The sequence below is a fragment of the Streptomyces sp. NPDC018947 genome (assembly GCF_044390505.1).
GTDB lineage: Bacteria > Actinomycetota > Actinomycetes > Streptomycetales > Streptomycetaceae > Streptomyces.
In genome coordinates this window covers 151,468-176,993 of sequence record NZ_JBIRZD010000001.1, presented here as the reverse complement: position 1 = coordinate 176,993, position 25,526 = coordinate 151,468, and the positions used below count along the sequence as shown (strand labels likewise).

Sequence of the window (25,526 nt, the reverse complement as noted above, 5' to 3'; positions counted from 1 at the left end):
TATGGGCCGTCTCGATGTCACCACGGCAGCCTCGGAGAGGTAGGGTCGGAGGTGGTCGGGGACATCCCAAATACAGCTCGCCGGCACATCGGGCCGGCGTACCAACGAGGAGATCGGTTCGTGACGATCCGCGTAGGCATCAACGGCTTTGGCCGCATCGGTCGTAACTACTTCCGCGCGCTGCTGGAGCAGGGTGCAGACATCGAGATCGTGGCTGTCAACGACCTGGGTGACACCGCGACCACCGCTCACCTGCTGAAGTACGACACCATCCTCGGCCGCCTCAAGCAGGAGGTCTCGCACACCGAGGACACCATCACCGTCGGCGACAAGACCATCAAGGTCCTCTCCGAGCGCAACCCCGCCGACATCCCCTGGGGTGAGCTGGGCGTCGACGTCGTGATCGAGTCGACCGGCATCTTCACCAAGAAGGCCGACGCCGAGAAGCACATCACCGGCGGCGCCAAGAAGGTCATCATCTCCGCCCCGGCGAAGGACGAGGACGTCACCATCGTCATGGGCGTCAACCAGGACGTGTACGACCCGGCGAAGCACAACGTCATCTCCAACGCCTCCTGCACCACCAACTGCGTGGCGCCGATGGCGAAGATCCTCGACGAGAACTTCGGCATCGTCCGCGGCCTGATGACCACGGTGCACGCGTACACGAACGACCAGCGCATCCTGGACTTCCCGCACAAGGACCTGCGCCGCGCCCGTGCCGCCGCGGAGAACATCATCCCGACCACCACCGGTGCCGCCAAGGCCACCGCGCTGGTGCTCCCGCAGCTCAAGGGGAAGCTGGACGGCATCGCGATGCGCGTCCCCGTCCCCACCGGCTCGGTCACCGACCTCGTGCTGGAGCTCTCCCGCGAGGTCACCAAGGAAGAGATCAACGCGGCCTTCCAGAAGGCCGCCGAGGGCGAGCTCAAGGGCATCGTCTACTACACGGAGGACCCGATCGTCTCCTCCGACATCGTCAACTCGCCGGCGTCCTGCACCTTCGACTCCTCCCTGACCATGGTCCAGGAGGGCAAGAACGTGAAGGTCATCGGCTGGTACGACAACGAGTGGGGCTACTCCAACCGCCTCGTCGACCTCACCGTCTTCATCGGAAGCCAGCTCTGATCGGTCCGTACCGAGCAGGCACCACGACGCGGTGGCAGGGCCCGGGCAGCGCACGGCCGCGCTGTCCGGGCCCTGCGCCGCGTCCGCGACGACCAGCCCTCGTAGGATCACGACCGAGCACGAGATTCCAGGAGCCCCCTGCATGAAGACGATCGACGAACTCCTCTCCGAAGGTGTGACGGGCAAGCGCGTATTCGTCCGCGCCGACCTCAACGTGCCGCTGGACGGCACCACCATCACCGACGACGGCCGCATCCGTGCCGTGGTGCCCACCGTCAAGGCCCTGGCCGAGGCGGGCGCGCGCGTGATCGTCGCCTCGCACCTGGGCCGCCCCAAGGGCGCGCCCGACCCGGCGTTCTCCCTCGCCCCGGCCGCCGCGCGCCTCGGTGAACTGCTCGGCACCGAGGTCGCCTTCGCCGAGGACACGGTCGGCACCTCTGCCGAGTCCACGGTGGCGGGCCTCGCCGACGGCCAGGTGGCCGTCATCGAGAACCTGCGCTTCAACGCCGGCGAGACCAGCAAGGACGACGCCGAGCGCGCCGCCTTCGCGGACCGGCTGGCCGGCCTCGCGGACGTGTACATCGGCGACGGCTTCGGCGCCGTGCACCGCAAGCACGCCTCGGTCTACGACCTGCCCAAGCGACTGCCGCACTACGCCGGGTACCTCATCGCCACCGAGGTCGGCGTCCTGAAGAAGCTCAGCGACGACGTCCAGCGGCCCTACGTGGTCGCCCTCGGCGGCGCCAAGGTCTCCGACAAGCTCGCCGTCATCGACCAGCTCCTCGGCAAGGCCGACCGGCTCCTCATCGGTGGCGGCATGGCCTACACCTTCCTCAAGGCCAAGGGCCACGAGGTCGGCATCTCGCTCCTCCAGGAGGACCAGATCCCGGCCGTCACGGAGTACATCGAGCGCGCGGAGAAGAACGGCGTCGAGCTGGTGCTCCCCGTCGACGTGCTGGTCTCGGCCGAGTTCCCGGACCTGAAGACCAAGGCCCCGGCCAACCCCTCCACCGTCGCCGCGGACGCCATCCCGGCCGACCAGGAGGGTCTGGACATCGGTCCCGAGACCCGCAAGCTCTACGCCTCGAAGCTCGCCGACGCGGCCACCGTCTTCTGGAACGGCCCCATGGGCGTCTTCGAGCACCCCGACTACGCCGAGGGCACCAAGGCGGTCGCCCAGGCCCTCGTCGACGCCCCGGGCTTCACCGTGGTCGGCGGCGGCGACTCCGCCGCGGCCGTGCGTACGCTCGGCTTCGACGAAAAGGCATTCGGACACATCTCGACCGGCGGCGGCGCCTCCCTCGAATACCTCGAGGGCAAGACGCTCCCCGGCCTCGCCGCACTGGAGGACTGACCTCAATGACCACCCGCACGCCGCTGATGGCGGGCAACTGGAAGATGAACCTCAACCACCTCGAGGCCATCGCCCACGTCCAGAAGCTCGCCTTCGCCCTCGCGGACAAGGACTACGACGCCGTCGAGGTCGCCGTCCTCGTTCCCTTCACCGACCTGCGCTCGGTGCAGACGCTGGTCGAGCACGACAAGCTGAAGATCAAGTACGGCGCCCAGGACGTCTCCGCCCACGACGGCGGCGCCTACACCGGCGAGATCTCCGGCGCCATGCTCGCCAAGCTCCGCTGCACCTACGTCGCCATCGGCCACTCCGAGCGCCGGCAGTACCACGCGGAGACCGACGAGCTGGTCAACGCCAAGGTCAAGGCCGCCTACAAGCACGGCCTGACCCCGATCCTGTGCGTCGGCGAGGAGCTGGACGTCCGCGAGGCGGGCGACCACGTCAGCCACACCCTCGCCCAGGTCGAGGGCGGTCTCAAGGACCTCCCGGCCGAGCAGGCCGAGACGATCGTGATCGCCTACGAGCCCGTCTGGGCCATCGGCACGGGCAAGGTCTGCGGCGCCGAGGACGCGCAGGAGGTCTGCGCGGCGATCCGCGGCAAGCTCGCCGAGCTGTACTCGCAGGAGCTGGCCGACAAGATCCGCATCCAGTACGGCGGCTCGGTCAAGTCGGGCAACGTCGCGGAGATCATGTCGCAGCCCGACATCGACGGCGCCCTGGTCGGCGGTGCCTCGCTGGACTCGGACGAGTTCGTCAAGATCGTGCGCTTCCGCGACCAGTAGCCCTGCCGCAGATCCGCCGGTGAGTATGCGGTAGCGGCGATACGTCGTACCCTTGCGGGGGCATGGTGGCCTGCTGCCATCGTGCCCCCGTCGTCCGTCAGAATCCGAGGAAGTTGGTCCAGCCGTGGTTTTGGGGTTCTCGATCGCCCTGATCGTCTTCAGCCTGCTGCTGATGCTGCTGGTGCTGATGCACAAGGGGAAGGGCGGCGGCCTCTCCGACATGTTCGGTGGCGGCATGCAGTCGTCCGTCGGCGGCTCCTCGGTCGCCGAGCGCAACCTCGACCGGATCACCGTGGTGATCGGTCTCCTGTGGTTCGCGTGCATCATCGTGCTCGGCCTGCTGATGAAGGCGAACAACTGACCCGGCACGCCCCGCGCACATAAGGCCCCATGTCCGGTACGCGCCTCCAGGCGCGGCCTATCATGGGGCTTGCGTCTGTGCGCGGGAGCTTGTAACTCCAACCACTGGACGCGCGTTGGGCCTTACGTAGACTGAGGCGCTCGCAGCGAAGCGGAACGCCGACTCGCTTTGCGGCACCATCACGCAGGGAGTTACGACCGTGGCAAGTGGCAACGCGATCCGGGGAAGCCGGGTCGGGGCGGGGCCGATGGGCGAGGCCGAGCGCGGCGAGTCCGCGCCGCGTCTGCGCATCTCCTTCTGGTGCTCCAACGGACACGAGACACAGCCGAGCTTCGCGAGCGACGCACAGGTCCCCGAGACCTGGGACTGCCCGCGCTGCGGCTTCCCCGCCGGGCAGGACCGGGACAACCCGCCGGACCCGCCGCGCACCGAGCCCTACAAGACGCACCTGGCGTACGTGCGCGAGCGCCGCAGCGACGCGGACGGCGAGGCCATCCTCGCCGAGGCCCTCGCCAAACTGCGGGGCGAGATCTAGCACGCCTCCCGCCCGCGGCCGTCGTCCGTCCCCTTCGGCCTTCTTCACCGTTGATCAATTAGGTTGGAAACAGCCGGAACAGCGGGACACCAAGGAAGAGGGCTGAAGTCCGACATGAACGCAGACGTCCGTACCAGGCTCAACCAGACGCCCGAATGGACCGCGCTGGCCAAGCACCGCGAGGAGCTCGGCGAGGTGCGGCTGCGTGCACTGTTCGACGCCGACCCCGGGCGCGGCAGCGGATACGCCCTGCGGGTGGGCGATCTGTACGTCGACTACTCCAAGCACCTGGTCACCGACGAGACGCTGCGGCTGCTGCGTGAACTGGCCGCCGCCACCGGCGTGTTCGAGCTGCGCGACGCCATGTTCCGCGGCGAGCGCATCAACATCACCGAGGACCGGGCCGTGCTGCACACCGCCCTGCGCGCCCCGCGGGACGCGGTGATCGAGGTCGACGGCGAGAACGTCGTCCCCAAGGTCCACGCCGTCCTCGACAAGATGACGGACTTCGCCGGCCGGGTCCGTTCCGGCGAGTGGACCGGTCACACCGGCAAGCGCATCAGGAACGTCGTCAACATCGGCATCGGCGGCTCCGACCTCGGCCCGGCGATGGCCCACGAGGCGCTGCGCGCCTTCACCGACCGCGATCTGACGGTCCGTTTCGTCTCCAACGTCGACGGCGCCGACCTGCACGAGGCCGTCCGCGACCTCGACCCGGCCGAGACGCTGTTCATCGTCGCCTCCAAGACGTTCACCACCATCGAGACGGTCACCAACGCCACCTCCGCCCGGGCCTGGCTGCTGCACGCGCTCGGTGACGAGCGAGCCGTCGCCCGGCACTTCGTCGCGCTGTCGACCAACGCCGAGAAGGTCGCGGAGTTCGGCATCGACACGGCCAACATGTTCGAGTTCTGGGACTGGGTGGGCGGACGCTACTCGTACGACTCGGCGATCGGCCTGTCCCTGATGATCGCCACCGGCCCGGACCGCTTCCGGGAGATGCTCGACGGATTCCGCATCGTCGACGAGCACTTCCGCACCGCGCCCGCCGAGTCCAACGTCCCGCTGCTGCTGGGCCTGCTGGGCATCTGGTACGGCAACTTCCACGACGCGCAGTCGCACGCGGTGCTGCCCTACAGCCACTACCTGTCGAAGTTCACGGCGTACCTCCAGCAGCTCGACATGGAGTCCAACGGCAAGTCCGTGGACCGCGAAGGCCGTCCGGTGGAGTGGCAGACGGGGCCGGTGGTGTGGGGCACGCCCGGCACCAACGGGCAGCACGCCTACTACCAGTTGATCCACCAGGGCACCAAGCTGATCCCGGCGGACTTCATCGGCTTCGCCCGGCCGGTCGCCGAGCTGAGCGACGAGCTGAAGGCCCAGCACGACCTGCTGATGGCCAACTTCTTCGCGCAGACCCAGGCGCTCGCCTTCGGCAAGACCCCGGACGAGGTGCGGGCCGAGGGCGTGCCCGAGGAACTGGTCCCGCACAAGACGTTCCGCGGCGACCACCCGACCACCACGATCCTGGCCGGGGAACTGACGCCGTCGGTGCTCGGACAGCTCGTCGCCCTCTACGAGCACAAGGTGTTCGTCCAGGGCGCGGTGTGGAACATCGACTCCTTCGACCAGTGGGGCGTCGAGCTCGGCAAGGTCCTCGCCAAGCGCGTCGAACCCGCCCTCACCGAGGGCGCCGAGGTCCCCGGCCTGGACGCCTCCACGAAGGCGCTGGTCACCGCCTACAGGGAGCTGCGCGGCCGGCGCTGACCACCCCGCGGACAAGCGGGCGGTGCACAACCGTCCGCTTGCCGTAGAATCCCCGGCGATCATCACCGTGAGTGCTCGGGGGAGCAAGATGGCACGTACACCGGGAAGTTGGACGGGCGGCAGGCTGACGGCCCGGTCCCTCCTCAATCCGAAGCAGGTGGCGACCGCGGTGTTCCACCCCGCGTGGATCCCGCCGTCGCTCGATCCGTCGATCGAACAGCTCAAACGCTTCCGGGTCATCGCCGGCGCGGTCGCCTCGCTCGGCGTCTACACCATCTTCGAGGGCGGCTTCGACGCCACCCAGCTGCTGGAGAACGCGCTGACGGCCTCCGTCGTCCTGCTGTTCATCACGCCGCTCGCGGTCGGCGCGATGCTCTTCGTCTGGCGGCGCACCGGCACCGTCCGGCAGTTGCGGGGGCCGCTGTTCGACGCGCTCAAGCTGCTGCTGCTCTTCGTCGGCTGCGTCGCCGCCCTGGTGCTGCTCGTCACCACGATCAACGCCTCCGCCAACCCGGTGGTGATCATCTTCGGCGGTCTGACGATGCTGTGGATGCTCGGCTTCGTGGTCTGGGGAGCCATCAGGGTCTCCGGGAACTTCTTCGGCACCGCCGCCGTCCACCGCTGCCTCCCTGCGCTGCTGGCCTCCGTGACGAGCTGGCTGATGGCCATCCCCGACCTCGTCACCGGCGATCTGCACGGGCTGAGCCTCACCCTGGGCATCGTCTTCATCCTGGGCGCGCCCGTCACGGTCAGCTCGATCGCGCTGCTGGAGATGGGCCGGCTCAAGCGGCGCTACGGCATCCGCCTCAAGGCCCACCCGGCGACCCACCCGCGGGTACCGGGCCCGCCCCCGCCGATGCCCCCGTCGATGCCTCCGACGGCACCGCCGTACGGCGTCCCGCCGCAGGGCACCCCGTACGGCAACCCGTACGCGCCGGGCCCCCAGCCCCCGTACGTGCCCCGGCCCCCGTACGCGCCCCAGCCCCCTCGCGGACCGTACGGCGGGTGACCGGGCCGGTCAGGCGACCGCGCTCAGGGTGTCCGCGAGCCGCCGGCGGGCCGCCCGGGCCGCCGGCACGGCGGCCAGCGCGGCCGCGCCGAGCACGGCCGCCACGGCGAGGAGCAGCAGGAACAGGGCGGAGGGAGCCCGGGCGATCCCCGCACCGATGCCGCTGGAGGCGCCCTGACTGTCGATCAGCCAGTGCGCGAGCGGCAGGCCGAGGGCGATGCCGAGGACCACGGCGGCCAGGGCGGTGCAGCCGGTCGCCGTCACGGTGATCCCGGTGATCTGGCGGGGGGACAGGCCCATCGCCTTGAGGGCGAGCAGGTCCCGTTCGCTCTCGCGGACGGTGCCGCCGATCGCCGTGAGCAGTTCGATCAGCCCGATGAGGGCGAGGACGGCGATCAGCCCGAGGACGACACCGCGCAGCGGGGAGAGCCCGTCGGCCGGGTTCGGCACGGCGTGCACGTCCAGCCGGCCGTGACCGGCCTGCGTCAGACGGTCGGCGACGCGCTCCGGGTCGGCTTCGGGACGCAGCCGGAGCTGGTACAGGGTGGGGCTGAGGCCCGGGTCGTTTTCCCGGAGGGTGTCCAGAGAGGTCGAGACGACCCGGCCGGCGTTCTCCGGCTCGATGCTGCGGCCGACGATGTGCAGGATCTGCGGCCGGTCGCCCACCGTCATCCGCACCCAGTCACCGACCCGCACCTCCAGCAGGTCCAGCAGTCCCTGCCCGGCCACCGCCTCGTCCGGCCCGTGCGCCCGGCGCCCCTCCGCCAGGGCGTACGGGTAGGGCTCCGCACGGGTGCCGAGCCCGCGCAGCGCGATGGTCTCGGTCTGGCCCGGCACCAGCGCGGCCACCTCGACGCCCGGGTAGGCGGCGGCGACCTGCGGGTCGTCCTCCAGCAGGGCGCGGGTGCCGCGGTCGCCGAGCGCCGGGTCGGCGCGGACGGTGAGGGCGGCGGGCAGGCCCATCTGCTCGGGGCTCGCGTGGAACCGGTCGATGGTGGTCCACGCGCTCATCGCCACCACGATCAGCAGCAGCGGCAGTGCGAGCCGGGCGACCGGGCCCAGTGAACGCGGGCGGCGCGGGAACGCCCGGTGCCAGCCCAGCACCAGCGCGGGCGGCACCCGCAGCGCACGGCCCCGCACCCCGGACACCCGCAGGCCGAGCGCCCGGCGGGCCGCGCCGGACAGCCGCCCGCCCTGCACCGCCGCCGGGCGCGGCACCGGCACCGGCGGCACCCGTCCCGCCCGCCAGGCGGCGAGCCCCGTGGTGGCGCCGATGAACAGCACCGCTCCCGCCGGTACCGCGAACAGCGCGAAAGTGTGCCCCGGCAGCCCCTGCCACACACCGACCGCGTCCCCGAGCCGCCCGGGGATCCGGCTGCCGAGGGCCTGGGTGAGCGCGGCGGCGGCCACCGCGCCGAGCAGCGCGTACGCCAGGTGTTGGAGCAGGAAGACCCGCACCACCTGGCCGGGCGTGAAGCCGATCGCCTTCAGCACGGAGATGTCCCGCAGATGACCGCGGATGCGCGTGCCGATCGCCCCGTGCACCGCGAGCCCCGCGGCGAGCAGCGCCCCCAGCCCGAACAGGCCGAGGACCTGACCGAGCAGCCGGTTGTCGCCCTGCGCCTCCGCACGCGCCTGCTGCCAGGTGGAGACCTGCCCGATCGCCCCGGCGCCGAGCACGGTCACGGCCCGCTGCACGGCGTAGTCCGTGTCCCCGGGGTCGGACAGCCGGAGCCCGATCATCTGGCCGCTCGGTTCCGCGACGGCGGCCGGCGGCGCCCACACCAGTCCCTGCCGCTCACCCGGCCGGTAGCGGCGTTCGGGGCTGTCGGCGATGCCGAGCACCGTCAGCGTGCGGGAGGTGCCGGGCAGCGTGAGGGTGTCGCCGGGCTGGGCGAGCAGGGCGCGGGCGAGGCGGCTCTCCAGGACCACCCCCTCGGGGTCGGCCGGGTCCAGCCAGCGTCCGGCGGTGAGCAGCGGGCGGCCCACGTCGGGCCGTTCCGAGGTGCCGCGCAGCTCCACGGAGGCACGGCTGCCGCGGACGGCGACGGTGACGGCGGCGGTGGGGTAGGGCCCCGCGACGGCCTGGACGCCCTCCAGGGAGGCCAGCTTCCCGGCGTCGGACGAGACGGCGGTGTGCAGCCAGACGTGCGCGCCGCGGGCCTGGGTGAAGACCCGCTGCCAGGGGTTCGTCGCATATCCGAACAGGGCCGTGGCCAGCAGCAGCGACACCACGATGCCGGCCGTGGCGAGGACCAGGAACAGCGCCTCGCCCCGGTGCGTGCGCAGGTCGGAGTGGGCCCAGCGCAGGGTGGCTCGCACGGGCGTCAGCCCCTCGGCGCGCGGTGCGCGCGGTGGTCGTGGGCCCGCATGTCAGTCCTTGAGTTCCAGCACGGCGGAGGCACCGGGGCGGCGGCGGGGCGGTGGGCCGGCGTCGAGCGTGGCGTCGTCGGCCATGCGTCCGTCGAAGAAGCTGATCACGCGGTCGGCGGCGCTCGCCAGCCGCGCGTCATGGGTGACCAGCAGGATCGTCTGGCCCCGCTGGTGGAAGCGGGACAGCAGGCGCATCACCTCGCGGGTGCCCCGGCTGTCCAGGCTGCCCGCCGGTTCGTCGGCCAGCAGCAGCGGCGGATGGTTCACCAGGGCCCGCGCGAGCGCCACCCGCTGCTGCTCGCCGCCGGACAGCTCACCGGGCATGCCCCGTTCCTTGCCGGCCAGGCCCAGCTCGGCCAGCAGTTCCTCCCGTTCGGCGCGCGCCCGCTTCGGCGGCACCCCGGCGAGCAGAGCGGGCAGTTCGACGTTGTCGGCGACGGAGAGGTTCGACACGAGGTTGAAGAACTGGAAGACGATCCCGATGCGCTTCCTGCGCTCCACGGCCCAGCGGGCCTCGCTCCACCCGTCGGTGCTCTCGCCGTCCAGCCACAGGGTGCCGGCGTCCGGACGCTGGAGTCCGCCGAGCAGGTGCAGCAGCGTGGACTTGCCGGCGCCGGACGGGCCGGTGATCGCCACGAACTCGCCCGGCCGCACGCACAGGTCGACCCCGCGCACGGCGTGTGCCGGGGCGCCCTCGCCGTGGTGCGTCTTGACCAGGCCCTCGGCGCGCAGCACGGGAGCGGGATCCTCGCTCACTCCAGCTCCTCCAGCTCTTCCTGGCACCGCTCCAGCCAGTCGAGGTCGGCCTGGAGGTGCAGCATCGCGCCTTCGATCAGCAACTGCGCGATGCGGTTGTCCCGGTCTTCGGCGGCGGCCAGCTTCGACAGGTGCCGCATGGTGTTCAGGTACTGACGCCGCTGCTTGTTGATGAGGGCGATCTGGTCGGCGAGCCCGGTCCGCGGGGCCAGGGCGAGCTTCATGAAGAACTCGTCCCGCACCCGCGGTTCGTCCGCCGTCTCCTCGTACCAGGCGCTCAGTTCGTCGCGCCCGGCGTCGGTGAGGTGGTAGACCTTCTTGTTGGGCCGGCTCGACTGCTCGATGTCCTCGCCCTCGATCAGCCCCGTCTTCTCGAGGCGGCCGAGGGTGACGTAGATCTGGCCGACGTTCGGCTGAGGGTACGCGGAGCCCAGCAGTTGCTCAAGGTCCTGCTTCAGCTCGTAGCCGTGGGCGGGGCCGCGGGCCAGGAGAGCGAGGAGGTGCAGGCGCACTCAGCCGTCCTCTCGTTCTCGTCACGTGTGCTCCAGGCCCTAGTATCGCCCATACCTAACAGGTATACATGGCCTCTGACACCGGGCACGGCCGAGGGGCGCCCGGTGCCGGCGCACGACGGTGTGCGGCGTACGGGGGTGTACCGGGAGGAACCTATGCGGTGGATGCATGCCGCGGGTAGGGGGCTTCTCGTCCTGGTCGTCGTCCTGACCGGTTACGTCGCCTCCGGTGCCCGCGCCGGCGAGGGCACCGCGGCAGTCCGCGGCCCGCTCACCCTGGCCACGGCGGGGGACCTCACCGGCTACCTCGGTCCGCTGCTGGAAGGCTGGAACCGCACCCACCCCGGCGAGCGGGTCACCCTCGTCGAACTGCCCGACTCCGCCGACGAGACCCGCGCGCAGATGGCCACCGACCTGCGGGCCCCCGACCGGCACCGTTTCGACGTCCTGAACATCGACGTCAACTGGACCTCCGAGTTCGCCGCCGCCGGCTGGATCCGCCCGCTGCCGCGCGACCGCTTCCCGCTCGACGCCTTCCTGCCGCCGGTCGTCGGCACCGCGACCTACGACGGGCGGCTGTACGCCGTCCCGTACGTCACCAACGCGGGTCTCCTCCTGTACCGCAAGGACGTCCTCGCCGAGGAGGGCGTGCCGCCGCCGCGCACCTGGGCCGAGCTGGAGCGGTACGCCCGGACCATCGCCCCGAAGTACGGACTCGACGGCTACGCCGGCCAGTTCCTGCCCTACGAGGGCCTGGCCGTCAACGCCGCCGAGGCCGTCTACTCGGCCGGCGGCAGCATCCTCGGCGACGAGGGCGAGCGCGTCACCGTGGACTCGGCCGAGGCCCGCGAGGGCATCGGCTTCCTGGCGCGCGGGGTGCGCGAGGGCTGGATACCGAAGGACGCGCTGACCTACAAGGAGGAGGAGTCCAAGCAGGCCTTCCAGGACGGCCGCCTGCTCTTCCTGCGCAACTGGCCCTACGCCTACGTCGGCGCCTCCGCCCCCGGGTCCGAGGTCGCCGGCGAGGTCGGCGCCGTACCGCTGCCCGGCCCGGACGGGCCCGGCACGAGCGTGCTCGGCGGCTCCAACCTGGCCGTCGCCGCCCATGCCCGGCACCCCGACTCGGCCGCCCGCCTCATCGCGTACCTCACCAGCGAGCGCGTGCAGCGCCAGGTGCTCACGCGGGGCGCGCTGCCGCCGGTGCGGGCCGACCTCTACGAGGACCCGGAACTCGTCCGCGCGTTCCCGTACCTGCCGACGCTGCGCGAGAGCGTGCTGGCCGCCGCGCCGCGGCCCAAGAGCCCTCGCTACGACCAGGTCAGCCTGGCCGTGCAGGCGGTCGTGCACGACGCGATGACCGGGCGTCAGACGCCCGAGGCCGCGGTGCGCCGGCTGGCGCGCGAGCTGGCCGCGATCTCCCACCGCTGAGCCTTCGTAGTTACATGTTAGGTAACGCGAGCATCTCAACTGTGCGCGTTGCGTCCTGACAAGTCGGTATATGGGCGGTCAACTGCTCAGGAGCTTCTGTTTCGTTCGTTGACACCTGCGTGAAACCCCTACCTAACATGCATGCACAACGGTTGCTCTCACAGACGGGTCAACGGGGTGACAACGCACCACTGGTGGCGTGACGCGGTGATCTACCAGGTCTACGTCCGCAGCTTCCTCGACAGCACCGGCGACGGCGTGGGCGACCTCGCCGGAGTCCGGGCCGGACTGCCGTATCTGCGCCGGCTCGGCGTGGACGGCATCTGGCTGAGCCCCTTCTACCCCTCGCCCCAGAGCGACCACGGCTACGACGTCGCCGACTACCGCGGCGTCGACCCGCTCTTCGGCGACCTCGACGAGTTCGACGCGCTGGTCGCGGCGGCCCGGCGGCTCGGCATCCGGGTACTGCTGGACATCGTCCCCAACCACTGCTCCAGCGAGCACCCGTGGTTCCGCGAGGCCCTCGCCGCCGCGCCGGGCAGCCCGGCCCGCTCCCGGTTCCACTTCGCCGACGGCCGCGGCCCGGACGGGGCCGAGCCGCCCAACAACTGGCACGCCATGTTCGGCGGCCCCGCCTGGACCCGGGTCACCGAGGCCGACGGCCGCCCGGGCCAGTGGTACCTGCACATGTTCACGCCCGAGCAGCCGGACTGGAACTGGCGCACCCCCGAGGTCGCCGCCGAGTTCGACCGTATACTCCGCTTCTGGCTGGACCGGGGCGTCGACGGTTTCCGCATCGACGTCGCCGCGGGCCTCTTCAAGCACCCGGAGCTGCCCGACTCCCCGGACCCGGAGGCCGACGCCCGCACCCGCGACTCGGTCAACCCGCTCGCCTGGAACCAGCCCGAGGTGCACGACGTGTGGCGGCAGTGGCGCGCCGTGTGCGAGGAGTACACCGCCCGCGACGGCCGTGAACGGCTCCTGGTCGGCGAGGTCTCCGTCCCCTCCGCCCGCGAGCACGCCCGCTACGTCCGCCCCGACGAACTCCACCAGGCCTTCTTCTTCGACCTGCTCGGCGCCCCCTGGGACGCCGACGCCTTCCGCAAGGTCATCTCGGAGGCCATGCAGGACATCGCCGGCACCGGCTCCACGGTCACCTGGGTCCTCAACAACCACGACCAGGTCCGCACCGTCACCCGTTACGGCGAACCCGCCCCCGGCGGCAGCGGACTCGGCGCCGCCCGCGCCCGCGCCGCCGCCCTGCTGATGCTGGCGCTGCCCGGCGCCGCGTACATCTACCAGGGCGAGGAACTGGGCCTGCCCGAGGTCGTCGACCTGCCCGACGACGTGCTCACCGACCCGATCTTCCGGCGCACCGGCAGCCGGGCCCGCGTCCGCGACGGCTGCCGCGTGCCGCTGCCCTGGTCGGGACAGGCCTCCCCGTTCGGCTTCACCTCCGGCGCCGAGGGGGCCAAGCCGTGGCTGCCGCAGCCCGAGTACTTCGCCGAGTACGCCACCGACCGCGCCCTCGCCGACACCCGCTCCTTCTGGCACCTGTACCGCGACGGCCTCCAGCTCCGGTCCGGGCTGCCCCAGCTCGGCGACGGCACGCTGCGCTGGCTGGACACCCCGCCCGACGTCCTGGCCTTCGTCCGCGGCGACGGACTGGTCTGCGCCGTCAACTTCGGCACGTCCCCCACCGAGGCCCCGGTCCCCGGCACCCCGCTGCTGTCCAGCGCCGTCGGGCCCTGCCCGGCGGGAGAGCTGCCCGGCTCGACGGCCGCCTGGTGGATCGCCGGACTCTGACTCCTCGTCACCCGCACCGCCCCACTCGACTCCTTTCGAAGGGACATCAACGATGATGCGACGACGTACCACCCTGCTCACCGGCTGCACCGCCCTCGTCCTGGCGCTCGGCGCGACCGCCTGCGGCGGCGACGCGGTCTCCGCGGGCGGAGGCGACAAGGCCCTCAGCGGCCAGACCGTCACCGTGGCCGGCGTCTGGTCCGGCACCGAGCAGGAGAACTTCCAGAAGGTGCTGGACGCCTTCACCGAGAAGACCGGCGCCAAGACCGCGTTCGTCTCCACCGGCGACAACGTCTCCACCGTCGTCGGCAGCAAGATCGAGGGCGGCAACGCCCCCGACGTCGTGATGGTGCCGCAGGTCGGCGTGCTCCAGCAGTTCGCCGGCAAGGGCTGGCTGAAGCCGCTGTCCGACACCACCCGCAAGTCCGTGGACGGCAACTTCGCCGACGTCTGGAAGAACTACGGCAGCGTCGACGGCACCCTCTACGGCCTGTACTTCAAGGCCGCCCACAAGTCGACCGTCTGGTACAGCCCCGAGGCCCTCGAGCAGGCCGGCGTCGAGCCGCCGAAGAGCTACGACGACATGCTCAAGGCCGGGCACACCCTCTCCGACTCCGGGGTCGCCGCCTTCGCGGTCGCGGGCGAGGACGGCTGGACGCTGACCGACTGGTTCGAGAACATCTACCTCTCCCAGGCCGGCCCCGAGAAGTACGACGCCCTCGCCGCGCACGAACTGAAGTGGACCGACGCCAGCGTGGTCGAGGCGCTCACCACGCTCGGCAAGCTCTTCAAGGACAAGCAGCTCATCGCGGGCGGGCAGCAGGGCGCCCTGAACACCGACTTCCCCGGCTCGGTGGAGAAGGTCTTCGGCCCGAAGCCCGAGGCCGGCATGGTCTACGAGGGCGACTTCGTCGCCGGCGTGGCGAAGGACCAGTTCGGCAGGAAGATCGGCGAGGACGCGAACTTCTTCCCGTTCCCCGCGGTCGGCGCCGGTGAGGCCCCCGTGGTCAGCGGCGGTGACGCGGCGGTCGTCCTCAAGGACGGCAAGAACTCCGAGGCCGGCATGGCGCTCGTGGAGTACCTCGCCACGCCGGAGGCCGCGGCCGTGTGGGCCGGCGCGGGCGGCTTCCTCTCCCCGAACAAGAAGCTCGACCTCGCCTCCTACGGCGACGACGTCACCCGGGCCACCGCCGAGTCCCTCGTCGGCGCCGGCGACTCCGTCCGCTTCGACATGTCCGACCAGGCACCGGCGGCCTTCGGCGGCACCAAGGGCACGGGCGAGTGGAAGCTCCTCCAGGACTTCCTGCGCGACCCGTCCGACCCGAAGGGCACGGCGGCCAAGCTGGAGGCGGCGGCGGCCAAGGCGTACCAGAAGTGACCAGCACCCTGGTCAAGGAGACGACAGCGCCGTCCGCCGCCCCCGCGGCGCGCGGGCGGCGCCCCCGCCGGCGCGGGCTCGCCGTGGCCGTGCTCTTCGTCCTGCCCGCGCTGCTCCTGCTCGGCGCGCTCGTCGTCTACCCCGTGCTGTTCTCCGTCGGGCGCAGCTTCTTCGACGCCTCCGGGACGCGCTTCGTCGGCGGCGGCAACTACGCCGAGATGTTCCGCGACCCGGCCACGCTCAAGGCCGTCCGCAACACGGCCATCTGGGTCGTCGTGGCGCCCGCCCTGCTGACCGGCCTCGGCCTGATCCTGGCCGTCCTGGTCGAGAAGGTGCGCTGGGCCACCGCCTTCAAGCTGCTGCTGTTCATGCCGATGGCGGTGTCCTTCCTCGCCGCCGGCATCATCTTCCGGCTCGCCTACGACCACGACCCGGACAAGGGCGTGCTCAACGCGGCGGTCACCGGCGTGCACGACGCCTTCGCCGGCACGTCCTCCTACCCGACGGCCCGAGCCCGCGACGGCCAGGGCCTGGCCAAGGAGGCGGACGGCTCCTACCGCACCGCCGCCGGCGCCGGGCCGGGGGACACGGTGGCGCTCGGCCTGGTCGGCGTGGCCCCCGACGACCTGCCCTCCGGTGCCGGGCCCGCCTACGAGGCGACGCGGCGCGGGGCGGCCGACGGCGAGCTGCGCGGCGTCGTGTACCTGGACTTCACACCCGGCGGGGGAGGGAAGCAGGGCGTCGTCGACCGCGAGGAGAGCGGACTGCCGGAGATGACCGTCGAGGCGGTGCGCGACGGCCGCACGGTCGCCACGACCACCACGGCATCCGACGGCTCCTTCCGCTTCGGCGGTCTGGAGGACGGTTCGTACACGCTCAGGCTGCCCGCCTCCAACTTCGCCCCGCCCTACGAGGGCGTCTCCTGGCTCGGACCCGCGCTCGTCACCCCCGCGATCATCGGGGCGTACCTGTGGATCTGGACCGGGTTCGCGATGGTGCTGATCGGTGCCGGGCTGTCGTCGCTGCCGCGCGACGCCCTGGAGGCGGCGCGGATGGACGGCGCGAACGAGTGGCAGATCTTCCGGCGAATCACCGTGCCGCTGCTGGCCCCGGTGCTGACGGTCGTGTTCATCACCCTCGTGATCAACGTGATGAAGGTCTTCGACCTCGTCTACATCATCGCGCCCGGACCCGTGCAGGAGGACGCGACCGTGCTCGCTACGCAGATGTGGCTGGTGTCGTTCGGCGGCGGCAACGACCAGGGGCTCGGCAGCGCGCTGGGCGTGCTGCTCCTGCTGCTCGTCGTCCCGGCCATGGTCTTCAACGTCCGCCGCTTCAGGAGGAGTCAGCGATGAACGCCGTTCGGCGCTATCTGGGCAACGGGGCGGTCCAGGCCTTCCTGGTGCTCGTCGGGCTGGTGTGGATGACGCCGCTGGCCGGGCTGTTCCTGTCCTCGCTGCGGTCCTCCGAGGACGCGGCGAAGGGCGGCTGGTGGACGGCCCTGGCCAGCCCCGGGCAGCTCTCCCTCGACAACTACTCGGCGCTGCTCGGCAACGCGGGCATCACCCAGGCCTTCTGGAACACGGTGCTGATCTCGGTGCCGACGACGGTCCTGGTCGTCGTGGTCGCGGCGCTCGCCGGATACGCCTTCGCCTGGCTGGACTTCCCGGGCCGCGAGCCGATCTTCCTGGTCGTCGTCGCCCTGCTCGTGGTGCCGGTGCAGATCGGGCTGCTGCCGGTCGCCAAACTCTTCGGCCAGCTCGGTCTGTTCGGGACCATCCCCGGTGTGGTGCTGTTCCACGTGGCGTACGGGCTGCCGTTCGCGGTGTTCCTGCTGCGGAACTACTTCGCGGAGATGCCCAAGGAGATGCTGGAGGCCGCCCGCATGGACGGCGGCACCGAGTGGCGGATCTTCCTGCGGCTGGTGCTGCCCGTCGGGCGGCCGGCCATCGCCAGCCTCGCCATCTTCCAGTTCCTGTGGGTGTGGAACGACATGCTGGTCGCGCTGCTGTTCGCGGACAGCTCGTCGCAGCCGCTGACCGTGGAACTCCAGTCGCAGATCCGGCAGTTCGGAAGCAACATCGACGTGCTGGCGCCCGGGGCGTTCCTGTCGCTCGTCGTGCCCGTGGTGGTGTTCTTCGCCTTCCAGCGGCACTTCGTGCAGGGCGTGATGGCCGGGTCGGTGAAGTGAGGCGGGGCGGCGGGGGCTCGCGCCCCCGCCGCCCCGTTCCGTCACACGCCGGACGGGCCGGTCAGGCCAGGGCCGGCGGGTACAGGGACCTCGGCAGTCGCGAGGCCGCCGCCGAGTCCAGCAGCCACAGGGTGCGGGCACGGCCCCGCGCCCCCGCCGCCGGAGCCTGGATCTCGCCCGCGCCCGACAGGGCCATCGCCACCGCGTTGGCCTTGTCCTCGCCCGCCGCGAGCAGCCACACCTCACGGGCGGCGCGGATCGCGGGCAGCGTCAGGGAGATCCGGGTCGGCGGCGGCTTGGGGGAGCCGTGGACGCCGACCACCGTGCGCTCCGTCTCCCGCACCCCCGGGTGCTCCGGGAACAGGGACGCCACGTGCGTGTCCGGGCCCACGCCCAGCAGCAGCACGTCGAAGGACGGCACGGCGGCGTGGTTCTCCGGTACGGCCGCCCCCGCGAGCTCCCGCGCGTACGCGGCCGCCGCGGCCTCCACGTCCGTGCCGTACGGGCCGTCCGACGCGGGCATCGCGTGCACCCGCTCCGGATCCAGCGGCACCGCGTCCAGCAGCGCCTCGCGGGCCTGCGTCACATTGCGCTCCGCGTCGCCCTCCGGCAGGAACCGCTCGTCGCCCCACCACAGGTCGAGGCGCGCCCAGTCGACGGCGTCCCGTGCCGGGGAGCCGGCCAGCGCGGCGAGCAGGCCGTTGCCGTTGCGGCCGCCGGTCAGGACCACCGAGGCCGAGCCGCGCGAGGACTGCGCGTCCACGATCTTGGTGATCAGCCGGGCCGCCGCGGCCTCGGCCATCAGCTCCTTGTCCCGGTGCACGACGAGCTGGGGGGTCTCGCTCACTTCGCCGCCGCCTTCCTGACCGGTGCCTTCTTCTTCGCCGCGTCCTTGGCGGGAGCCTTCGCCGCCGTCTCCACGGGAGCGGGGACCGCGACGGGCTCCCGGGACTCCGGCCGGCCCGTGTCCGGCGCGTTCAGCCGGTCCACCCCGTAGCGCAGCGCCGAGGCGTAGGTGTCGTCCGGGTCCAGCCGCCGCAGCTCCTCGGCGATCAGCTCGGCCGTCTCGCGGCGCTTGAGGGCCACCGCACGGTCCGGCTGTCCCTGGACGGACAGGGTCGCCAGCGAGCCGTCGGCCCGGTCCAGCACGACCGGACCGCAGTCGGTCTCCATGCGGACCGCGGTGAGCCCCGGCCCGGCGGACGTCGTGCGCCGGACGGGAACGCGCAGCCGGTCGGCGAGCCACATCGCCAGCAGCTCGCAGCTCGGGTTGTACTCCTCGCCCTCCACCTCGACCGACCGCACCTCGCAGTCCACCTGGTCCAGGGCCGCCGCGAGCATCGAGCGCCACGGGGTGATCCGGGTCCAGGCCAGGTCGGTGTCGCCCGGCGTGTAGGCCTCGGCACGGGCCGACAGCTCCCGTACCGGCTCCTCGCAGGCGTAGGTGTCCGTGACCCGGCGCTGGGCCAGCGCGCCCAGCGGGTCCCGGGCCGGGTCTAGCGGCGCGTTCACCGGCCACCACACCACGACCGGCGCGTCCGGCAGCAGCAGCGGCAGGACCACCGACTGGGCGTGGTCCACGACGTCGCCGTACAGCCGCAGCACCACCGTCTCGCCGGTGCCCGCGTCGGCGCCGAGGCGGACCTCGGCGTCCAGCCGGGACTGGGTGCGGTCGCGGGGCGAACGCGAGACGCGCTTGATGACCACGAGCGTGCGCGAGGGGTGCTCGTGCGCGGCGTCGCTCGCGGCCTTCAGCGAGTCGTAGGCGTTCTCCTCGTCGGTGACGATGACCAGCGTGAGCACCATGCCGACGGCCGGCGTGCCGATCGCCCGGCGGCCCAGCACCAAGGCCTTGTTGATCTTGCTCGACGTGGTGTCCGTGAGGTCTGTCTTCATGGCCGGCGCCAGCTCCGTCCGTCTCGCTCGAGCATCTCGTCCGCCTCGACGGGCCCCCAGGTGCCGGCCGGGTACTGCGCGGGCTTGCCGTGCGTGTCCCAGTACTCCTCGATCGGGTCGAGGATCTTCCAGGACAGCTCGACCTCCTCGGTGCGCGGGAACAGGTTGGCGTCGCCCAGGAGGACGTCGAGGATGAGGCGCTCGTACGCCTCGGGGCTGGACTCCGTGAAGGACTCGCCGTACGCGAAGTCCATCGACACGTCCCGGATCTCCATGGAGGTGCCCGGCACCTTGGAGCCGAAGCGGACGGTGACGCCCTCGTCGGGCTGGACACGGATGACGATGGCGTTCTGGCCCAGCTCCTCCGTCGCGGTGGAGTCGAAGGGGGAGTGCGGGGCCCGCTGGAAGACGACCGCGATCTCCGTGACCCGGCGGCCCAGCCGCTTGCCGGTGCGCAGGTAGAAGGGGATGCCCGCCCAGCGGCGGTTGTCGATGCCCAGCTTGATCGCGGCGTAGGTGTCGGTCTTCGACCGGGGGTCGATGCCCTCCTCCTCCAGATAGCCGACGGCCTTCGCGCCGCCCTGCCACCCGGCCGCGTACTGGCCGCGCACCGTGTCCCGGCCCAGGTCCTTGGGGAGGCGGACCGCGCCGAGCACCTTGGTCTTCTCCGCCGCCAGCGCGTCCGCGTCGAAGGAGGCGGGCTCCTCCATCGCGGTGAGCGCGAGCAACTGGAGCAGGTGGTTCTGGATGACGTCACGGGCGGCGCCGATGCCGTCGTAGTAGCCGGCCCGGCCGCCGATGCCGATGTCCTCGGCCATGGTGATCTGCACGTGGTCGACGTAGGACCGGTTCCAGATCGGCTCGAACATCGTGTTGGCGAAGCGCAGCGCCAGGATGTTCTGGACGGTCTCCTTGCCCAGGTAGTGGTCGATGCGGAAGACCTGGTCCGGGGCGAAGACCTCGTGGACGATGGCGTTGAGCTCCTCGGCCGACCTCAGGTCGTGGCCGAACGGCTTCTCGATCACCGCACGGCGCCAGGAGCCGCCCGTCTGGTCGGCGAGGCCGTGCTTCTTGAGCTGCTGGATGACGACCGGGAAGGACTTCGGCGGCACCGACAGGTAGAAGGCGAAGTTGCCTCCCGTGCCCTGCGCCTTGTCCAGCTCCTGGATGGTCGCGCGCAGCCGCTCGAACGCCTCGTCGTCGTCGAAGGTGCCCTGGACGAAGCGCATCCCCTGGATGAGCTGCTGCCAGACCTCCTCGCGGAACGGCGTACGGGAGTGTTCCTTGACGGCGTCGTGCACGACCTGGGCGAAGTCCTCGTGCTCCCAGTCACGGCGGGCGAACCCGACGAGCGAGAAGCCCGGCGGCAGCAGACCCCGGTTGGCGAGGTCGTACACGGCGGGCATGAGCTTCTTGCGGGACAGATCGCCGGTGACGCCGAAGATGACCAGACCCGACGGCCCCGCGATACGCGGGAGCCGTCGGTCTGCGGGGTCACGCAGCGGGTTGCTGCTTGACAATTTCTAGCCCTCCGAGGGAGCGAGGCGCTTCAGCTCGGCCTCCGTCGACTTCAGCAGGTCGTTCCAGGACGTCTCGAACTTGTCGACGCCCTCGTCCTCGAGGAGCTGGACCACCTCGTCGTAGGAGATCCCGAGCTTCTCGACCGCGTCGAGGTCGGCACGGGCCTGCTCGTAGCTGCCGGCCACGGTGTTGCCCGTGATCTCGCCGTGGTCCTCGGTGGCCAGCAGCGTGGCCTCCGGCATGGTGTTCACCGTGTTGGGCGCCACCAGGTCGGTGACGTACATGGTGTCGCTGTACGCCTTGTCCTTCACGCCGGTCGACGCCCACAGCGGACGCTGCTTGTTGGCACCGGCCTTCTCCAGGGCGTTCCAGCGGTCGGAGGAGAAGACCTCCTCGTACGCCTGGTAGGCGAGGCGGGCGTTGGCGACGGCGGCCTTGCCGCGCAGCGCCTTGGCCTCGTCGGTGCCGAGCGCGTCGAGCCGCTTGTCGATCTCGGTGTCCACGCGGGACACGAAGAAGGACGCCACGGAGTGGATCAGGGACAGGTCCAGGCCGCGCTCCTTGGCCTTCTCCAGGCCGGTCAGGAAGGCGTCCATGACCTTGCGGTAGCGCTCCAGCGAGAAGATCAGCGTGACGTTGACGCTGATGCCCAGGCCGATGGTCTCGGCGATCGCCGGCAGGCCGGCCTCGGTCGCCGGGATCTTGATCAGCGTGTTGGGCCGGTCCACCAGCCAGGCGAGCTGCTTGGCCTCGGCGACCGTCGCCCGGGTGTTGTGGGCGAGGCGCGGGTCGACCTCGATGGAGACCCGGCCGTCCTTGCCCCCGGTGTTGTCGAAGACCGGGCGCAGGATGTCGGCGGCGTCGCGGACGTCCGCCGTGGTGATCATGCGGATGGCCTCTTCGACGGTGACCTCGCGGGCGGCCAGGTCGGTGAGCTGCTTGTCGTAGCCGTCGCCCTGGGAGATCGCCTTCTGGAAGATCGACGGGTTGGTGGTGACGCCCACGACGTGCTGCTGGTCGATCAGCTCGGCGAGGTTGCCGGACGTGATCCGCTTGCGCGACAGGTCGTCCAGCCAGATCGCGACGCCTTCATCGGAGAGGCGCTTGAGTGCGTCTGTCATGGAAAATGCATCTCCTACGTGTCGTATACGAGCGTCAGCGCTGGGCTGCGGCGATCGATTCCCGGGCGGCGTCGGCCACGTTCTCGGCAGTGAAGCCGAACTCGCGGAAGAGCACCTTGCCGTCCGCCGAAGCACCGAAGTGCTCCAGGGAAACGATGCGGCCGGCGTCCCCCACGTACTTGTGCCACGTCAGACCGATCCCGGCCTCGACCGCGACGCGGGCCCTCACGGCCGGGGGCAGGACGCTGTCCCGGTACCCCTGGTCCTGCTGCTCGAACCACTCGACCGACGGCATGGACACCACACGGGTCGGCACGCCGTCGGCCTGGAGCCGCTCGCGCGCCTCGACGGCGACGTGCACCTCGGAGCCGGTGGCGATGAGGACGACCTCGGGCTCGCCGCCCTCGGCCTCGAACAGGACGTAGCCGCCCTTGGCCGCGTCGTCGTTGGGCTCGTAGGTCGGCACGCCCTGGCGGGTGAGCGCCAGGCCGTGCGGCTGGCCCTTGCCGAACTCCTTCGTCCAGCGGCGCAGGATCTCGCGCCAGGCGATGGCGGTCTCGTTGGCGTCGGCCGGGCGGACCACGTTCAGACCGGGGATGGCGCGCAGGGAGGCCAGGTGCTCGACCGGCTGGTGGGTGGGGCCGTCCTCGCCGAGGCCGATGGAGTCGTGCGTCCACACGTAGGTCACCGGCAGGTGCATCAGCGCGGACAGGCGCACGGCGTTGCGCATGTAGTCGGAGAAGACCAGGAAGGTGCCGCCGTAGATGCGGGTGTTGCCGTGCAGGGCGATGCCGTTCATCTCCGCGGCCATCGCGTGCTCGCGGATGCCGAAGTGGATGGTGCGGCCGTACGGGTCGGCCTCCGGCAGCGGGTTGCCCGCGGGCAGGAAGGACGACGTCTTGTCGATCGTGGTGTTGTTCGAGCCGGCCAGGTCGGCGGAGCCGCCCCACAGCTCGGGGACCACCGCGCCGAGCGCCTGGAGGACCTTGCCGGACGCGGCGCGCGTGGCGACGCCCTTGCCGGTCTCGAAGACCGGGATCTTCTCCTCCCAGCCCTTGGGCAGCTCGCCCTTGGCGACCCGCTCGTACTCGGCGGCGCGCTCGGGGTTGTTGTCCCGCCACTGCTGGAAGGACTTCTCCCACACCGCGCGGGCGGCCTCGCCGCGCTCCAGGGCCTTGCGGGTGTGCGCGATGACCTCGTCGGCGACCTCGAAGGTCTTCTCCGGGTCGAAGCCGAGGACGCGCTTGGTGGCCGCGACCTCCTCGTCGCCGAGCGCGGAGCCGTGGGCGGCCTCGGTGTTCTGCGCGTTCGGGGCCGGCCAGGCGATGATCGAGCGCATGGCGATGAAGGACGGCCGGTCGGTGACCTTCTTCGCCTCCTCGATCGCGGCGTGGATCGCCTGCGGGTCCAGGTCGCCGTCGGACTTCGGCTCGACGCGCTGCACGTGCCAGCCGTAGGCCTCGTACCGCTTGACGGTGTCCTCGGAGACGGCGGTCTCGGTGTCGCCCTCGATCGAGATGTGGTTGTCGTCCCACAGCAGGATCAGGTTGCCGAGCTTCTGGTGCCCGGCCAGCGAGGACGCCTCGGCGGAGATGCCTTCCTGGAGGCAGCCGTCACCGGCGATGCAGTAGATGAAGTGGTCGAACGGGGACTCGCCCTCGGGAGCCTCCGGGTCGAACAGGCCGCGCTCGTAGCGGGCGGCCATCGCCATGCCGACCGCGTTGGCGACACCCTGGCCGAGGGGGCCGGTGGTGGTCTCCACGCCGGTGGTGTGCCCGTACTCCGGGTGGCCGGGGGTCTTCGAGCCCCAGGTCCGGAAGGACTTCAGGTCGTCCAGCTCCAGGCCGAAGCCGGCCAGGTAGAGCTGGGTGTAGAGGGTCAGGGACGAGTGGCCGGCGGACAGCACGAAGCGGTCGCGTCCGACCCAGTCCGCGTCGGCCGGGTCGTGCCGCATCACCTTCTGGAAGAGGGTGTAGGCGACGGGAGCCAGGCTCATCGCCGTACCCGGATGGCCGTTGCCAACCTTCTGTACGGCATCGGCGGCCAGGACGCGGGCGGTGTCGACGGCCCGCTGGTCCAGTTCGGTCCACTCGAGGTCTGTGGTGGTCGGCTTGGTGCTCACCCTGAGTCAGGGCTCCTCTCCACATGTCGGATACCGGTGCACGTGGCGCCCACCGGCTGCCGGCGTCTTCCGTGCACGGCCGGCCGAAGTCGAGCCTACCCCCGTGAGTACGTGCGTTTTTCCGCTGGAAACCAGACTGCCGGGACTCTCACGGATCCGCCTGTCGACTGGGTGAAACCGCATTCGGCAAGTGAATACGGGCCCGCTCATCTGACCGCTCATCCGGCTCGCGCCACGCACGTCGGAGCGCCCTCGCCAACACGAACGCACCCCCGCGAATGCCGGGGTCTGGGCAACGTCTAAAGTGGCGTGGTACGCGCGAGCCTTTACCGCCACTTCACACGGGGGGCTTGCTGGGATGTCTCTGTCAGGGGTGTGCGTGACGGCCGTTGAATCCCGTCCTGCGGGGGTTATCGGGACGAGCCAGAGCCCGAGTCACCGGCCGTTCGGGGCCCGTGTCAAGGCGTTCGTGGCGCTGACCAAGCCGCGGATCATCGAGCTTCTGCTGATCACCACCGTTCCGGTGATGTTCCTCGCCGAGCAGGGCGTGCCCGACCTGAAGCTGGTGCTGCTGACCTGCGTCGGCGGCTATCTGTCCGCGGGCGGCGCCAACGCGCTGAACATGTACATCGACCGCGACATCGACGCGCTGATGGACCGCACCTCGCAGCGACCGCTGGTCACCGGCATGGTCGGCCCGCGCGAGTGCCTGGCCTTCGGCATCACCCTGGCGATCGTCTCGACGCTGCTGTTCGGCCTCACCGTCAACTGGCTGTCGGCGTGGCTGTCGCTGGGCGCACTCCTGTTCTACGTCGTCGTCTACACGATGATCCTCAAGCGCCGCACCTCGCAGAACATCGTCTGGGGCGGCATCGCGGGCTGTCTGCCGGTCCTCATCGGCTGGTCCTCCGTGACCAACTCGATGTCGTGGGCGCCGGTCATCCTCTTCCTGGTGATGTTCTTCTGGACGCCGCCGCACTACTGGCCGCTGTCCATGAAGGTGAAGGAGGACTACGCCCGGGTCGGCGTGCCGATGCTCCCCGTCATCGCCTCCAACAAGGTCGTCGCCCGGCAGATCGTGATCTACAGCTGGGTGATGGTCGCGGTGTCCCTGCTGCTCACCCCGCTCGGCTACACCGGCTGGTTCTACACGGCCGTCGCCCTGCTGGCCGGCGGCATGTGGCTGTGGGAGGCCCACGGGCTGCAGAACCGCGCCAAGGCCGAGGTCACGGGCGCCAAGCTCAAGGAGATGCGGCTGTTCCACTGGTCGATCACCTATGTGTCGGTGCTGTTCCTGGCGATCGCGGTGGACCCCTTCCTGCGCTGAGGTACCCCCGGAGAATCCGTCCGACGGGCGGGGGGGGGGGGGGGGGGCGCCCCCCCCCCCCCCCCCGCCGGGGGGGGCCCCGCCCGGGGGGGCGGGGGGGGGGGGGGCCCGGCGCGGGGGGGGGGGGGGGCGGGGGGGCGCCCGGCCCGCCGCGGCGCC

The 25,526-nt window shown here is 71.2% G+C and carries 21 protein-coding genes; 13 read left to right on the top strand and 8 right to left on the bottom strand.

What is annotated here, in order from left to right:
• Window positions 1-120: 120 nt before the first annotated feature.
• The 7 genes from gap to ACH499_RS00790 all read left to right on the top strand — a co-directional run bounded on the left by gap (window position 121) and on the right by ACH499_RS00790 (window position 6,936).
• On the top strand, window positions 121-1,128 hold the full coding sequence (gap, locus tag ACH499_RS00820) for a type I glyceraldehyde-3-phosphate dehydrogenase (protein ID WP_356206200.1): 1,008 nt from the start codon (window positions 121-123) through the stop codon (window positions 1,126-1,128).
• Window positions 1,129-1,270: 142 nt separating this feature from the next.
• Complete coding sequence (locus ACH499_RS00815; protein WP_399013037.1) at window positions 1,271-2,482, top strand: phosphoglycerate kinase; 1,212 nt, start codon at window positions 1,271-1,273, stop codon at window positions 2,480-2,482.
• 5 nt (window positions 2,483-2,487) lie between these two features.
• Window positions 2,488-3,264, top strand: a complete 777-nt coding sequence (gene tpiA / locus ACH499_RS00810; protein WP_356206195.1) for a triose-phosphate isomerase — start codon at window positions 2,488-2,490, stop codon at window positions 3,262-3,264.
• 124 nt (window positions 3,265-3,388) lie between these two features.
• Window positions 3,389-3,625, top strand: coding sequence for a preprotein translocase subunit SecG (secG, locus tag ACH499_RS00805; RefSeq protein ID WP_356206193.1), 237 nt, complete (start codon window positions 3,389-3,391; stop codon window positions 3,623-3,625).
• 199 nt (window positions 3,626-3,824) lie between these two features.
• Window positions 3,825-4,160 carry an RNA polymerase-binding protein RbpA gene (locus tag ACH499_RS00800; RefSeq protein WP_003976875.1) on the top strand — a complete coding sequence of 112 codons (336 nt, stop codon included), beginning with the start codon at window positions 3,825-3,827 and terminating at the stop codon, window positions 4,158-4,160.
• 114 nt (window positions 4,161-4,274) lie between these two features.
• A complete protein-coding gene (pgi, locus tag ACH499_RS00795; protein WP_399013034.1) occupies window positions 4,275-5,927 on the top strand; it encodes a glucose-6-phosphate isomerase in 1,653 nt (550 codons plus the stop codon).
• A gap of 88 nt (window positions 5,928-6,015) precedes the next feature.
• Entirely contained in the window at window positions 6,016-6,936 is a 921-nt protein-coding gene (locus ACH499_RS00790) for a hypothetical protein (RefSeq protein WP_399013033.1), read from the top strand.
• Between the two features lie 9 nt (window positions 6,937-6,945).
• On the opposite strand, the gene ACH499_RS00785 is transcribed toward ACH499_RS00790, so the two are convergent.
• Genes ACH499_RS00785 through ACH499_RS00775 form a run of 3 tightly spaced genes read right to left on the bottom strand, consistent with a single transcriptional unit; the run spans window position 6,946 to window position 10,577 of the window.
• Entirely contained in the window at window positions 6,946-9,258 is a 2,313-nt protein-coding gene (locus tag ACH499_RS00785; RefSeq protein ID WP_399013031.1) for an FtsX-like permease family protein, read from the bottom strand.
• Between the two features lie 51 nt (window positions 9,259-9,309).
• Complete coding sequence (locus ACH499_RS00780; protein WP_356206183.1) at window positions 9,310-10,065, bottom strand: ABC transporter ATP-binding protein; 756 nt, start codon at window positions 10,063-10,065, stop codon at window positions 9,310-9,312.
• Window positions 10,062-10,577 carry a PadR family transcriptional regulator gene (locus ACH499_RS00775; protein WP_356206181.1) on the bottom strand — a complete coding sequence of 172 codons (516 nt, stop codon included), beginning with the start codon at window positions 10,575-10,577 and terminating at the stop codon, window positions 10,062-10,064. The genes ACH499_RS00780 and ACH499_RS00775 overlap by 4 nt, the downstream gene beginning before the upstream one ends.
• Window positions 10,578-10,733: 156 nt before the next feature.
• Between ACH499_RS00775 and ACH499_RS00770 the strand changes: the two genes are divergently transcribed.
• From ACH499_RS00770 to ACH499_RS00750, 5 genes are all read left to right on the top strand, one after another.
• Entirely contained in the window at window positions 10,734-12,005 is a 1,272-nt protein-coding gene (locus tag ACH499_RS00770; protein ID WP_399013028.1) for an ABC transporter substrate-binding protein, read from the top strand.
• A gap of 141 nt (window positions 12,006-12,146) precedes the next feature.
• Window positions 12,147-13,811, top strand: coding sequence for a glycoside hydrolase family 13 protein (locus ACH499_RS00765; RefSeq protein WP_399013026.1), 1,665 nt, complete (start codon window positions 12,147-12,149; stop codon window positions 13,809-13,811).
• Between the two features lie 52 nt (window positions 13,812-13,863).
• The gene (locus ACH499_RS00760; protein WP_356206173.1) at window positions 13,864-15,189 is read left to right on the top strand and encodes an ABC transporter substrate-binding protein; all 1,326 of its coding nucleotides are present in this window, start codon (window positions 13,864-13,866) and stop codon (window positions 15,187-15,189) included.
• Window positions 15,186-16,544, top strand: coding sequence for an ABC transporter permease subunit (locus ACH499_RS00755; protein ID WP_356206170.1), 1,359 nt, complete (start codon window positions 15,186-15,188; stop codon window positions 16,542-16,544). Before ACH499_RS00760 ends, ACH499_RS00755 begins: the two co-directional genes overlap by 4 nt.
• Complete coding sequence (locus ACH499_RS00750) at window positions 16,541-17,380, top strand: carbohydrate ABC transporter permease (RefSeq protein WP_356206168.1); 840 nt, start codon at window positions 16,541-16,543, stop codon at window positions 17,378-17,380. The genes ACH499_RS00755 and ACH499_RS00750 overlap by 4 nt, the downstream gene beginning before the upstream one ends.
• A gap of 61 nt (window positions 17,381-17,441) precedes the next feature.
• On the opposite strand, the gene pgl is transcribed toward ACH499_RS00750, so the two are convergent.
• From pgl to tkt, 5 genes are read right to left on the bottom strand one after another with little or no spacing between them, the layout of a single operon-like run.
• Window positions 17,442-18,227, bottom strand: a complete 786-nt coding sequence (gene pgl, locus ACH499_RS00745; protein WP_356206165.1) for a 6-phosphogluconolactonase — start codon at window positions 18,225-18,227, stop codon at window positions 17,442-17,444.
• Window positions 18,224-19,276 (bottom strand): glucose-6-phosphate dehydrogenase assembly protein OpcA, encoded by a 1,053-nt coding sequence (gene opcA, locus ACH499_RS00740; protein WP_356206163.1) that lies wholly within the window; start codon window positions 19,274-19,276, stop codon window positions 18,224-18,226. The genes pgl and opcA overlap by 4 nt, the downstream gene beginning before the upstream one ends.
• Window positions 19,273-20,796 (bottom strand): glucose-6-phosphate dehydrogenase, encoded by a 1,524-nt coding sequence (zwf, locus tag ACH499_RS00735; RefSeq protein WP_399013024.1) that lies wholly within the window; start codon window positions 20,794-20,796, stop codon window positions 19,273-19,275. The genes opcA and zwf overlap by 4 nt, the downstream gene beginning before the upstream one ends.
• Before the next feature lie 3 nt (window positions 20,797-20,799).
• Window positions 20,800-21,918, bottom strand: coding sequence for a transaldolase (tal, locus tag ACH499_RS00730; protein WP_356203741.1), 1,119 nt, complete (start codon window positions 21,916-21,918; stop codon window positions 20,800-20,802).
• A 34-nt stretch (window positions 21,919-21,952) separates the two neighbouring features.
• Window positions 21,953-24,040 carry a transketolase gene (gene tkt, locus ACH499_RS00725; protein ID WP_356203743.1) on the bottom strand — a complete coding sequence of 696 codons (2,088 nt, stop codon included), beginning with the start codon at window positions 24,038-24,040 and terminating at the stop codon, window positions 21,953-21,955.
• 358 nt (window positions 24,041-24,398) lie between these two features.
• On the opposite strand from tkt, the gene ACH499_RS00720 reads away from it, so the two are divergent.
• Window positions 24,399-25,367: a heme o synthase gene (locus ACH499_RS00720; protein WP_399013021.1), complete on the top strand. Its 969-nt coding sequence runs from the start codon at window positions 24,399-24,401 to the stop codon at window positions 25,365-25,367.
• Window positions 25,368-25,526 lie beyond the last annotated feature (159 nt).